Annotated in this window: 9 protein-coding genes; 2 read left to right on the top strand and 7 right to left on the bottom strand. The window is 71.7% G+C overall.

Annotated elements, in window-relative coordinates:
* The first annotated feature begins 171 nt into the window (after positions 1–171).
* Positions 172–789, top strand: a complete 618-nt coding sequence (locus tag HOO61_RS08365) for a pyridoxamine 5'-phosphate oxidase family protein (protein WP_216658750.1) — start codon at positions 172–174, stop codon at positions 787–789.
* 174 nt (positions 790–963) lie between these two features.
* Here the strand turns inward: HOO61_RS08365 and guaA are convergent, their stop codons facing one another.
* The 3 genes from guaA to HOO61_RS08350 all read right to left on the bottom strand — a co-directional run bounded on the left by guaA (position 964) and on the right by HOO61_RS08350 (position 6,124).
* On the bottom strand, positions 964–2,541 hold the full coding sequence (guaA, locus tag HOO61_RS08360; RefSeq protein ID WP_172258276.1) for a glutamine-hydrolyzing GMP synthase: 1,578 nt from the start codon (positions 2,539–2,541) through the stop codon (positions 964–966).
* Between the two features lie 255 nt (positions 2,542–2,796).
* Complete coding sequence (locus HOO61_RS08355; protein ID WP_172258275.1) at positions 2,797–4,506, bottom strand: GMC family oxidoreductase; 1,710 nt, start codon at positions 4,504–4,506, stop codon at positions 2,797–2,799.
* Position 4,507: 1 nt separating this feature from the next.
* Entirely contained in the window at positions 4,508–6,124 is a 1,617-nt protein-coding gene (locus HOO61_RS08350) for a succinic semialdehyde dehydrogenase (protein WP_172258274.1), read from the bottom strand.
* Between the two features lie 122 nt (positions 6,125–6,246).
* Here HOO61_RS08350 and HOO61_RS08345 point away from each other — a divergent pair, with 122 nt between their 5' ends.
* Positions 6,247–6,774, top strand: coding sequence for a hypothetical protein (locus HOO61_RS08345; RefSeq protein ID WP_172258273.1), 528 nt, complete (start codon positions 6,247–6,249; stop codon positions 6,772–6,774).
* On the opposite strand, the gene HOO61_RS08340 is transcribed toward HOO61_RS08345, so the two are convergent.
* From HOO61_RS08340 to HOO61_RS08325, 4 genes are all read right to left on the bottom strand, one after another.
* A complete protein-coding gene (locus tag HOO61_RS08340; RefSeq protein ID WP_172258272.1) occupies positions 6,771–8,483 on the bottom strand; it encodes a glycerol-3-phosphate dehydrogenase/oxidase in 1,713 nt (570 codons plus the stop codon). The two genes, HOO61_RS08345 and HOO61_RS08340, sit on opposite strands and share 4 nt — an antisense overlap.
* Positions 8,484–8,527: 44 nt before the next feature.
* Positions 8,528–9,637: a GuaB3 family IMP dehydrogenase-related protein gene (locus HOO61_RS08335; protein WP_172258271.1), complete on the bottom strand. Its 1,110-nt coding sequence runs from the start codon at positions 9,635–9,637 to the stop codon at positions 8,528–8,530.
* A gap of 94 nt (positions 9,638–9,731) precedes the next feature.
* Positions 9,732–10,415 carry a TetR/AcrR family transcriptional regulator gene (locus tag HOO61_RS08330; protein WP_172258270.1) on the bottom strand — a complete coding sequence of 228 codons (684 nt, stop codon included), beginning with the start codon at positions 10,413–10,415 and terminating at the stop codon, positions 9,732–9,734.
* Positions 10,416–10,441: 26 nt separating this feature from the next.
* Entirely contained in the window at positions 10,442–12,277 is a 1,836-nt protein-coding gene (locus HOO61_RS08325) for an NAD(P)/FAD-dependent oxidoreductase (RefSeq protein WP_172258269.1), read from the bottom strand.
* Positions 12,278–12,288: the final 11 nt, after the last annotated feature.

The following is a 12,288-nucleotide window of genomic DNA, read 5'->3' as shown; positions in this document are numbered from 1 at the left end:
GTGACCCGGTCGGGCCACCCAGCAACCTAGACCCCTCCCCACCGCGCTGCGACCACCCCGTGGTGGGTCAGTCCAGCTCGGTCCGCCCTTCCGCCGCCCTTCCGTCGCCCTTCCGTCGCCCTTCCGTCGGGCGACCGGCGGTGCGATCCTCGGAGGAGGAGAGGCATCGACATGGAGTACCGCGACGCGCACCGGGTCCTGCAGGACCGTTTCGACACCCGCCGGCTGGCCGACCGCCTCGGCAGCGTGGCCGGCGACGACCTGACCGCCTTCAAGGACTTCATCGAGGCGCGCGACATGTTCTTCCTCGCCACCGCGGACGCCGGCGGGCAGCCGCAGTGCTCCTACAAGGGCGGCGACCCCGGCTTCGTCCGGGTGGTCGACGCATCGACGCTCGCCTTCCCGCTCTACGACGGCAACGGGATGTTCCTCAGCGCCGGCAACGTCACCGAGAACCCGTCGGTCGGGCTGCTGTTCATCGACTTCGCCAACGGCTCGCGCCTGCGGCTCAGCGGCGAGGCCTCGATCGATCCCTCCGACCCGCTCCTCGCGGAGCTCCCCGGCGCCAAGCTGGTCGTCCGGGTGCGTGCGCACGCCGTGTTCCCCAACTGCCGGAGGTACGTCCACACGCACGGTCCGCAGCGGCGCTCGGTCTTCGTGCCCGTCGAGGGCGCCCAGCCGCCCGTGCCCGACTGGAAGCTCGACGAGTGGTTCGACGGCACGCTCGCCGACGGCGACCCCGCGCTGGATGCGACCAACCCCAGCGCGCCGTCGATCCCGCAGTTCTGAGGCGTCAGCCTCCGACGACGACCTGCGCGGCTGCCCGCGCAACCCCTCGACCGAGACCTGCCTGGAGGAGGCCGGCTCGGTCGAGGGCACCGCCACCAACGTAGGCAGTTCGGGTCCCCGCTCGCGCCGGCAGCGCTCAGTGTGTATGAGCGGGGCGTGAACTGCCTACGTTGCTCACTCCCACTCGATGGTGCCCGGGGGCTTGGAGGTGATGTCGAGGGTGACCCGGTTGACCTCGGCCACCTCGTTGGTGATGCGGGTGGAGATGCGCTCCATGACCTCGTAGGGCAGGCGGGCCCAGTCGGCGGTCATCGCGTCCTCGGAGGTGACGGGGCGGATCACGACGGGGTGGCCGTAGGTGCGACCGTCGCCCTGGACGCCGACGGAGCGGACGTCGGCGAGGAGCACGACGGGCATCTGCCAGATGTCGCGGTCGAGGCCCGCGCGGGTGAGCTCCTGGCGGGCGATCGCGTCGGCCCGGCGGAGGATGTCGAGGCGGTCGGCCGTGACCTCGCCGATGATCCGGATGCCGAGGCCGGGGCCGGGGAACGGCTGGCGCCACACCATCTCGGCCGGCAGGCCGAGCTGCTCGCCGACGAGGCGCACCTCGTCCTTGAAGAGCGTGCGCAGCGGCTCGACGAGCTCGAACTCGAGGTCCTCGGGGAGGCCGCCCACGTTGTGGTGGGACTTGATGTTGGAGGTGCCGGCACCGCCGCCCGACTCGACGACGTCGGGGTAGAGCGTGCCCTGCACGAGGAAGCCGACCTTGTCGCCGTGCTCGGCCGCCTCGCCGAGCACCTCGACCTCGGCGGCCTCGAAGGCGCGGATGAACTCGCGGCCGATGATCTTGCGCTTCTCCTCCGGGTCGGTGACCCCGGCGAGGGCGGCGAGGAAGGTCTCGCGCGCGTCGTAGACGTGGAGGTTGACGCCGGTCGCGGCCACGAAGTCGCGCTCGACCTGCTCGGCCTCACCCTCGCGGAGCAGGCCGTGGTCGACGAAGACGCAGTGGAGGCGGTCGCCGATGGCGCGCTGCACGATGGCGGCCGCGACGGCGGAGTCGACGCCGCCGGAGAGCCCGCAGATGGCGAGTCCGGTGTCGCCGATCTGCTCGCGGACGCGCTCGATCTGCTCCTCGGCGATGTTGAGCATCGTCCAGGTCTGGCGGGCGCCGGCGATGTGGTGCAGGAAGTGCTCGAGCACCTTCTGGCCGTGCTCGGAGTGGAGCACCTCGGGGTGCCACTGGACGCCGGCGAGGCCGCGGCCCACGTCCTCGAAGGCGGCGACCGGGGTGTCCTCGGTGGAAGCGAGCACGGTGAAGCCCTCGGGGGCCTTCGCAACGGAGTCGCCGTGCGACATCCAGACCTTGTGCTCGGCCGGGATGCCCTCAAGGAGGGTGCCCGGCTCGGAGACGGAGACCGGCGTACGTCCGTACTCGCGCGCGCCGGTGTGGGCGACCTCGCCGCCGAGGCCCTTGGCCATGAGCTGGAAGCCGTAGCACATCCCGAAGACCGGCACCCCGGCCGTGAAGACGTGGTCATCGATGCCCGGGGCGCCCTCGGCGTACACGCTCGACGGGCCACCGGAGAGGATGATCGCCTTCGGCTTGCGCGCGAGCATCTCGGCGACCGGCATGGTGTGCGGCACGATCTCGGAGTAGACCCGCGCCTCGCGGACGCGCCGCGCGATCAGCTGGGCGTACTGCGCCCCGAAGTCGACGACGAGGACCAGGTCGTGCTCTCCAGGCTGCGTCACGCACCGAGTCTATCGGCGCGACCGCCCCGGGCCGGGATCGGCCCGGAGTCGCCCCAGGGCCCGATCGGGGAGGGAGGGTGATCGGGCCCTGGGGCTTGGCTCCCAGCCACTGCGAACAGTTGCCGAGACGAGAGACCCGGCCCTTGGGAGGGAGCATGACTGCCGGGCCCCTCACCCGGCCCAACGACTCCTCCGGGGGGTGGTTACGGCCTCGACCCGACCGAGTTCACCGGGACCCGGCCGGCCGCGCCGGGATCAGCTGATGCCGACGATCGGCAGGCGCAGTGCTCCCGGCGCGGCGTCCGGGACGGCCGGGTTCTTCGGCTCGACGGGGGCGAGCCGACGGTAGGTCGAGCCGAGCGCGGGCCGCGGGTCCGCCTCGCCCTTGTTGGGCCAGAACGCCATCGCCCGCTCCGCCTGGGCGGTGATGGTGAGGGACGGGTTCACCCCGAGGTTGGCCGACACGGCCGAGCCGTCGACCACGTGCAGCCCGTCGTAGCCGAAGAGGCGCTGGTAGGGGTCCACGACGCCCGTCGCGGGCGAGTCCCCGATGGCGCAGCCGCCGATGAAGTGCGCCGTCAACGGCATCCCGAGGGGCTCCCCGATCGCGCCGTAGGCCTGGCGGGCGCCCATGATCCGCGCCAGCCGGCGGACGGCGTCGTACGCCGACGCGATGTAGGTCGGGTTGGGGGCGCCGTGGCCCTGGGTGGACGACAGGTAGCCGATGCCGCCGCGCTTCTTCCAGACCGTGGTGATCGAGTTGTCGAGCGTCTGCATGACCAGCGCGACCACCGTGCGTCGTGACCACGAGTTGAGCGAGTAGAGGTCCTTGAGCCCGTTGCGCTGGCGCCAGAGCTCCTTGCCCCACGTGCGCCACCGCTTCTCGCCGAGCACCTCGTCGACCAGCACGGTCGCCATCAGCGGCATCACGTTGCGACCGCGGCCGTAGCGGACGGGCTCGACGTGCGTGTGCTCGTCGGGGTGGAAGCTGGAGGTGATCGCCACGCCTTCCGTCCAGTCGACGGCGTCGTCGTTGGCGGTGGCCCAGAGGATCGCCTCGGAGTTGGTGCGCGTGAGGACACCGAGCCGGTCGGAGATCTCGGGCAGCGAGCCCTCGGCCTTCAGGCGGTGCAGCAGGCGCTGGGTTCCGATCGCGGCCGCGGAGAACACGACATGGTCGGCGGTGAACGTCTTGACCGCGCGCCGCCGCGACAGCTTGGCCTTGGTCCAGCGGGCCGTGACCTCGTAGCCGCCCCCGGCGCGCGGGCGTACGTCGGTGACGGTGGTCAGCGGGTGCACGACGGCGCCCGCCTGCTCGGCGAGGTGGAGGTAGTTCTTGACCAGGGTGTTCTTGGCGTTGTGCCGGCAGCCGGTCATGCACGAGCCGCAGTTGATGCAGGTGGATCGCTCGGGCCCGGCGCCGCCGAAGAACGGGTCGGGCACCGTCTCGCCCTCGGCCTGCCCGGGCTCGCCGAAGAAGACGCCCACCGGTGTGGGGTGGAACGTGTCCCCGACGCCCATCTCGTCCGCGACCTGCTTCATCGCCACGTCCGCAGGCGTCGTCCGGGCGTACTCCGTCACGCCGAGCATCCGCTTGGCCTGGTCGTAGTAGGGCGCGAGCTCGGACTTCCAGTCCGTGATGTGCGCCCACTGTGGGTCCCGGTAGAACGGGTCCGGCGGCTCGTAGAGCGTGTTCGCGTAGTTGAGCGAGCCGCCGCCCACACCGGCGCCGGCGAGGATGAAGCAGTCGTGGACGATGTCGATGCGCTGGATGCCGTAGAGACCGACCTCGGGGCGGAAGAGGAACTTCTTCACGTCCCCGCCGTTCTCGGGCAGCTCGTCGTCGGCGAACCGGGCGCCGGCCTCCAGCACGCCGACCTTGTAGCCCTTCTCCGTCAGCCGCAGGGCCGAGACCGAGCCGCCGAAGCCCGACCCGATGACGAGGACGTCGTAGTGGACGGACACCTCAGGCCATGCCGAGCTTGTTGAGCACCCGGAGCGCGCGGGTCATGACCTTGGCGTGGGTCTCCTCCGACATGCCGAACATCGGCGCGATCGGCACCAGCCGCTGGGTCGCGACGGACTGTGCCTCGGTGTAGCGGTGGATGCCCTCGGCGCCCTGGCGGCGGCCGAGGCCCGAGTCCCGCATGCCGCCCATCGGGGCACCGAGCGAGCCGAAGGTCGCGCCGTAGGCCTCGTTGACGTTGACGGTGCCGCACCGGATGCGACGGGCGAGAGCGCGGCCGCGCGCGGTGTCGCGGGTCCAGACCGAGGCGTTGAGGCCGTAGCTGCCGTCGTTGGCGCGCTCGACCGCCTCGTCCTCGCTGTGGAAGCGGTAGAGCGAGACGACGGGGCCGAAGGTCTCCTTGCCGAAGCACTCCATGTCGGCCGAGACGCCCTCGAGGATCGTGGGCTCGAACACGAAGGGGCCGAGGTCGGGGCGGTGCCGGCCGCCGGTGAGCACGCGCGCCCCCTTGGCGACGGCGTCCTCGACGTGCCGGGTCACGGTGTCGAGCTGCGCCTGGGAGATCAGCGAGCCGATGTCGACCGACCAGTCCTGGCTGGCGCCGAGGGTCATCGCCTGGGTGCGCGAGACGAAGGCGTCGACGAACCGGTCGTAGACCTGGTCGGCGACGAAGAGGCGTTCCATCGACACGCAGAGCTGGCCGGCGTTGGAGAAGACCGCGCGGGTGGCGCCCTCGGCGGCCCGCTGCACGTCGGCGTCACGGAGCACGAGCATCGGGTTCTTGCCGCCGAGCTCGAGCGAGCATCCGATGAGCCGCTCGGCGCACCCCTGGGCGATCTTCCGGCCGGTGGCGGTGGAGCCGGTGAAGCAGACGTAGTCGGCATGGGCGACGATCGCACCGCCCACCTCGGGACCGGGCCCGGCGACGACCTGCCACGTCTCGGGCGGGAAGCCCGCCTCCTCGAGGAGCTGCGCGGCGAGCAGCGCGGTCAGCACCGTCTGGGCATCGGGCTTGGCGACCACCGCGTTGCCGGCCAGCAGCGCGGGGATGCCGTCGCAGAGCGCCATCGTGAGGGGGTAGTTCCACGGCGAGATGATGCCGACGACGCCCTTGGGCACGCGGTTGACCTCGGCCCGGGTGAGCAGCGGGAACATGCCACCGACCCGGCTGGTGTCGAGGTGCTCGTGCGCGGTGCGGGCGTAGTAGCGCGCCGTCAGGGCGACATGGGCGACCTCGAGGTAGGCGTCCTTGCGTGCCTTGCCCGACTCCCACACCACCAGGTCGATGAGCTCCTCCTGCCGGTCGAGCAGCAGGTCGTGCAGCCGGAGCAGGGCTGCCGCCCGGTCGTCGACCGAGGTGGCCCCCCACGACGCCTGGGCGCGGCGAGCCCGGACGAACGCCTCGGCGACGTCGGCGGGGCTCGACTGGGGGACGTGCGCAAGCGGCGTGCCGCCGATCGGCGACGCCACCGCGACCGTCTCCCCGGTGGTGCTGACGAGGCGCCGCGTCAGGCTGGCGACGTACGCCCGGTCGAGGCCGTAGGCCGCGGTCGCGTCGTGCTCGGGGTCCGCGGGCCCGTCGGTGACGGGACCGGAGGCGGGGGTCTGCTCACTCATCCTTGCAGCGTAGGTCGCGGCTGACGCCGTTGCTACCGGTTGGTCACTTCATCCCAGCATTCGACATATCCGCCCGTTTTGTCCAACCGGGCGCGAGCCGCCGCCACGTCTAGGCTCGCCGCATGACGACGCCGGTGCCCGCCTCCGCGCCCTTCGCCCTGTCCACCCGCATCCTGGCCGGATCGCTCATGGGCGCGCTGGTGGTGATCGGCGTCGCCCTGTCGGTGGTGCTGCCCGCGCCGGACACGTTCCCCCTCGCGCCCCTGGCGGTGCAGGTGCTGGCCGGCGTCGCCGCGCACCTGTTGCTCGAGGCCGTCGGCTACCGCACCCCGGCGCTGGCCACGAACCTCACCGACGACGAGGCCGCCGCACAGGCCCGCACCCGCTGGCAGGCGCTGATGATCATGCGGTTCGCGATCGCGGAGTTCGTCGCGATCGCCTCGGTCGCGGCGGCGTTCGTGCTGCCCGACGGCAGCATCCTCACCTACCTCGGCGGCGCCGCCGTCTCGCTGGTCCTCATGGTCGTGCACGTCTGGCCGGGCGCGCGGCCGGTCGGCAAGGTCGCCGACGCGCTCGAGGCCGGCGGCAGGCGCTCCGGCCTGCGCGAGGCCTTCGGCCTGTCGGCACCGGGTCCGAACCAGCGGCTCTAGACGATCTCGGGAGCCTTGACCCTCGCCTCGTCGGCCTCCTGGTCGGTCGGCATGAGCTGGCTCTGCCGCTCCGCCTCGACGCGGCGCAGGTAGTGGTCCACCTCGGCGTCGGTCTGCGCGTCGTCCCAGCCCAGCGCCTCGGCCATCAGCTCCGCAGCCGGCCTGGCGGCGGCGATCCCGCGGTCGAAGGTCTCGATGGACACGCGCGTACGCCGGGCCAGCACGTCGTCGAGGTGGCGCGCGCCCTCGTGGGTGACGGCGTAGAGCACCTCGGCGCGCAGGTAGTGCTCGGCGCCCGGCAGCGGCTCACCGAGCTCGGGGCGACGGTGGATCAGCGCGAGCAGCTCGTCGACGAGCCCGCCGTAGCGACCGAGCAGGTGGTCGATCATCCCGATCTCCAGGCCGGACGCGCGGCTGAGCGCGACCCGCTGGTTGGTGCGCGCCTCGTGGCCCCACGCCCCCATCAGCGGCACCCGGTCGGTGATCGAGGAGGGCGTGGCGTCGAAGTCGCGGATGGCGTGGTCGACGGCGTCGCGCGCCATGACGCGGTACGTCGTCAGCTTGCCGCCGGCGACCAGCACGAGGCCGGGCACGGGGTTGGTGACGGTGTGCTCGCGGGAGAGCTTGGTGGTCTCGCCCATCTCGCCCTCCTTGCGCATCGGCTTGAGGAGCGGCCGGAGGCCGGCGTAGACCCCGACGACGTCGCGGTGGTCGAGCGGGTCCTTGAGCAGCCGGTTGGCGTGCTCGAGCACGTAGTCGATGTCGGTCTTGCTGGCGGCGGGGTGGGCCAGGTCGAGGTCCCAGGCAGTGTCGGTCGTGCCGATGATCCAGAAGTCGTCCCACGGGATCACGAACAGCACGGACTTCTCGGTCTTGGTGATGAAGCCGCACTCGGACCGGATCCGGTCCTTGGGCACGACCACGTGGATGCCCTTGCTGGCGTCGACGTCGAGCTGCGCCTTGCCGCCGACGAGGTCCTGCACCTCGTCGGTCCACACGCCGGCCGCGTTGATGACGACGCGGGCACGGATCTCGAGGTCGCGCTGCCCCTCGAGGTCGCGGGCCCGTACGCCGACCACGCGGTCGCCATCGCGCAGGAACCCGGTCACCTTGGTGCGGGTCGCCACGTGGGCCCCGTTGTTGGCGGCCGTGCGGGCGATGGTCATCACCAGCCGGGCGTCGTCGACCTGGCAGTCGTAGTACCGGATCGCACCGTGGAGGTCGTCGGTGCGGATGTCGGGCGCCATCCGGGCCAGCTGCTTGCGGAAGACGTGCTTGTGCTTCGGCACGCCCATGTCGTACTTGCCCGTCATCGCCATCGTGTCGTAGAGCGCGACGCCGGCACCGACGTAGGGGCGCTCCCACGCGTGCTCGAGCGGGTAGAGGAACGGCACGGGCCGGACCAGGTGCGGGGCGAGCCGGGTGAGCAGCAGGCCGCGCTCCTCGAGCGCCTCCTTGACCAGCGCGAAGTCGAACATCTCGAGGTAGCGCAGGCCGCCGTGCACCAGCTTCGACGAGCGCGACGAGGTGCCGGACGCGAGGTCGCGCTGCTCGACGAGCCCGACCTTGAGGCCGCGGGTCACCGCGTCGAGCGCGGCCCCCACTCCGACGATGCCACCGCCGACCACGAGCACGTCGAGCTCACCGGACCCGAGCTGCTGGAGCGCGTCGGCGCGCTGGTCGGCATCGAGGGCCTTGGCGAGCGTCATGCAGTGAGTGTCTCAGGCACGCCCGAATCCACGTCGCGCTCCGATCAGTGCTGGACGACGACCTCGATGCGCTGGAACTCCTTGAGCTCGGTGTAGCCCGTGGTGGCCATCGCGCGGCGCAGGGCGCCGACCAGGTTCATGGTGCCGTCCGCGACCCGGGAGGGGCCGAACATGATCTCCTCCAGCGACCCGACGGGCTCGAAGCCGACCCGCTCGCCGCGGGGCAGCTCGGCGTGCGTGGCCTCGCTTCCCCAGTGGAAGCCGCGGCCGGGCGCCTCGGTCGCGCGGGCGAGCGGCGAACCGATCATCACCGCGTCGGCGCCGCACGCGATGGCCTTCGCGATGTCGCCCGAGCTGCCGATCGAGCCGTCGGCGATGACGTGGACGTAGCGGCCGCCCGACTCGTCGAGGTAGTCGCGGCGGGCGGCGGCCACGTCCGCGACGGCGCTCGCCATCGGCACCGCGACACCGAGGACCGTCCGCGTGGTGTGGGCGGCCCCGCCACCGAAGCCGACGAGCACGCCGGCAGCGCCGGTGCGCATCAGGTGGAGGGCGGCCTGGTAGGTCGCACACCCGCCCACGATGACCGGCACGTCGAGCTCGTAGATGAACTCCTTGAGGTTGAGCGGCTCGGCCTGGCTGCTGACGTGCTCGGCGGAGACGGTGGTGCCGCGGATGACGAACATGTCCACGCCGGCGTCGACGACGGCCTTGACGTGGTCCTTCGTGCGCTGCGGCGAGAGCGATCCTGCGACCGTGACGCCGGCCGCCCGCACCTCCTTGAGGCGCTCGGTGATCAGCTCGGGCTTGATCGGCTCGGTGTAGATCTCCTGCATGCGGCGGGTGGCCTCGTGCCCGGAGAGGCCGGCGACCTCCTCGAGCAGGCCCGTCGGGTCGTCGTACCGAGTCCAGAGCCCCTCGAGGTTGAGCACGCCCAGGCCACCCATCTGGCCGAGGGCGATCGCGGTGGAGGGCGACATGACCGAGTCCATCGGCGCGGCCAGCACGGGGATGTCGAAGCGGTAGGCGTCGATCTGCCAGGCGGTGCTGACCTCCTCGGGGTCGCGGGTGCGCCGCGAGGGCACGATCGCGATGTCGTCGAAGGAGTACGCGCGGCGACCGCGCTTGGCACGGCCGATCTCGATCTCGCTCATGCTCGGCAGCCTATCGGCGAGCAGCAGGTCCGGCCGGGCCCCCACCCGACCGGACCTCCTTGACCCGGAATCCATACCCCATATTTGGATCCGGTCACATCGTACCCAATTCGGGAGCGAGTGGGGCGCCTGTCTCACGCGAGTCGGTGGCCGGCCCGTCAACGGCTGTGCGAAGCGACCGTCGCAACCACGCGGCGTACCTTTCGACCGTCCAGCCGCGGTGCTGCGCGAGGGTCAGGTAGGTCTCGGCGCGCGTCAGCAGGTAGACCTCGTCGACGGCGTCCGGGGCCGGCTCACCGCGCGCGAGGAGCCGTGCCACGTCGCCGCACATCACCGCGTGACCGAGGTGCGCGCCACGGACGAGGTCCCGCAGGGCCGGGTCGGCCTCCGCGCCGTGCGCCAGCACCGGCACCAGCGGCCCCATCGGTACGACGATGCTGCAGGCGAACTCGACGAACCGGTCGAGCCGCATCTCGACGTCGGGTTCGTCCTCGAGCCGCAGGTCGGCGAAGGCCTCCAGCAACCCGCCCCGCTGCCCGAACCCGGCGGACCGGAAGGCCGCCATGAAGACACCGGCCTTGCCGTCGAAGGTCTTGCTCACCAGCTCGACCGACACGTCGGACTCGGCGGCGACCAGGGCGAGGGTCGTGCCGGTCCAGCCCCGCTCGGCGAACAGCCGCGCCGCCACCTCGGCGACGTGGAGCCGTCGTCGCTCCGCGGCCGCGCGGCGCCCGCTGGCGTCGTACGAGCGGCGCTCCGGGGCGGCGTCCTGCTCCACCCCGCGAGCCTAGGCGACCCATCGCCTCACCCGGTGTGGTGGACCTCCTGCAGTCCGTGGACCGGGGTGTCGATGCCCTCGTGCCGGGCCTTGAGCTGCAGCGCGAGGTAGAGGGAGTAGTGCCGCGACTGGTGCAGGTTGCCGCCGTGCATCCAGAGGTTGTCGACCTGGGTCGGCTTCCACATGTTGCGCTGCTCGCCCTCCCACGGACCGGGGTCCTTGGTCGTGTCCGACCCGAGGCCCCAGCACTTGCCCAGTCGGTCGGCGGTCTCCTGGTCGACGAGGTCGGCCACCCAGCCGTTCATCGAGTTGTAGCCGGTGGCGAGGACGACGACGTCCGCGGGCAGCGTGGTCCCGTCCTCGAGCACGACCGCGTCCTCGGTGAGGTGGTCGACCTGTCCCTGCACGAGCTTCACGTCCCCGTTCGCGACCAGGTCGGCGGCACCGACGTCGATGTAGTAGCCGGAGCCGCGGCGCAGGTACTTCATGAACAGCCCCGACCCGTCGTCGCCCCAGTCGTGGCGGAACCCCGCCTTCTCCAGCCGCTCGTAGAAGTCCTTGTCCTTCTCGGCCATCGCCTCGTAGGCGGGGATCTGGAAGGTGTGCAGGATCCGGTAGGGCAGCGAGGCGAAGATGAGGTCGGCCTTCTCGGTCGTGACCCCCGCGGCCAGTGCCCGCTCGGAGTAGAGGTCGCCGAGCCCGATCTCCATCAGGCTGTCGCTCTTGACGATGTGGGTGGACGAGCGCTGCACCATCGTCACGTCCGCGTCGTGCTCCCACAGCGCTCCGCAGATGTCGAAGGCCGAGTTGTTGCTGCCGATGACCACGGCCTTCTTCCCGCCGTACGCGTCGGGGCCGGGGTGGGCGGACGAGTGGTGCACGTCGCCGCGGAACACGTCCGTGCCGGGGAGGTCGGGGATCCGCGGCTTGCCGCTCATCCCGGTGGCGAAGACCAGGTGGGTCGGCCGGAGGGTGAGTGGCTTCCCCTCGCGCTCGACCTCGACCGTCCACTCCTGCGTCTCCTCGGACCAGCTCGCGCTCGCGGCCACGGTGCTGGACCAGTAGGGCACCTCCATGATCCGCACGTAGGACTCGAGCCAGTCGCCGATCTTGTCCTTGGGCGCGAAGACCGGCCAGTTGTCGGGGAACTTCAGGTAGGGCAGGTGGTCGTACCAGACCGGGTCGTGCAGGCACAGCGACTTGTAGCGGTTGCGCCACTGGTCTCCGGGCCGCGGGTGCTTGTCGATGACCAGGCTGGGCACGCCGAGCTGGCGGAGCCGGGCGCCCAGGGCGATGCCGCCCTGACCGCCGCCGATCACCAGGACGTACGGCTGGGTCGTGCTGCCGAGGCTCTCGGCCTCGGCCTGGCGCTGCTCCTTCCACGTGACCCGGTCCTTGGTCGCGCCGTGGTGGGTGCCCCTCGGTCGGTGGGTCCCGCGCGGCTCCTCGTGTCCCTTGAGCTCGTAGAGCGCGGTCAGCAGCGTCCACGCGCGGTCCTCGCCGTCCTCCTGCGTCAGTCGGAGCAGGCCGTTGCCGCGGCCGACGCTCGTCTCGAAGCCGATCCATGCGGTCACGACACCGTCGGCCTCGTCCGGGGGCTCGGTGGTCGCCATGCTCGACGGGGCGACCCGCACCCCGACGTCGGTGACGAGGTCGGCCACCGCGCGGCGACCCTCGACGGTCTTGATGTTCCACGTGAAGGCCACCAGGTCGCGCCAGTAGCAGTCGGTCGCGAACAGCCCTGCGGCCTCCTCTCCATCGCCGGCCGACACCGCTGCCTCGAAGCGGGCGAGCCACGCGTCGACGCGTCTCTGGGGGTCGCTCGCGCCGCTGGTGGTCTCCGGGTCCAGGGTCTGGGTCATCGTGTCTCCTT

It is taken from the genome of Nocardioides sp. zg-1230, assembly GCF_013155335.1.
Lineage (GTDB): Bacteria > Actinomycetota > Actinomycetes > Propionibacteriales > Nocardioidaceae > Nocardioides.
The sequence above is the reverse complement of the archived record's forward strand: the minus strand, read 5'-3'. Positions and strand labels throughout refer to the sequence as shown.

What these genes read in the sequence shown, in the direction of transcription:
- HOO61_RS08365 (WP_216658750.1), top strand. Translation starts at nt 172, where the DNA reads ATGGAGTACCGCGACGCGCACCGGGTCCTGCAGGACCGTTTCGACACC.
- HOO61_RS08350 (WP_172258274.1), bottom strand. Translation starts at nt 6,124, where the DNA reads ATGAGTGAGCAGACCCCCGCCTCCGGTCCCGTCACCGACGGGCCCGCG.
- HOO61_RS08345 (WP_172258273.1), top strand. Translation starts at nt 6,247, where the DNA reads ATGACGACGCCGGTGCCCGCCTCCGCGCCCTTCGCCCTGTCCACCCGC.
- HOO61_RS08340 (WP_172258272.1), bottom strand. Translation starts at nt 8,483, where the DNA reads ATGACGCTCGCCAAGGCCCTCGATGCCGACCAGCGCGCCGACGCGCTC.
- HOO61_RS08335 (WP_172258271.1), bottom strand. Translation starts at nt 9,637, where the DNA reads ATGAGCGAGATCGAGATCGGCCGTGCCAAGCGCGGTCGCCGCGCGTAC.
- HOO61_RS08325 (WP_172258269.1), bottom strand. Translation starts at nt 12,277, where the DNA reads ATGACCCAGACCCTGGACCCGGAGACCACCAGCGGCGCGAGCGACCCC.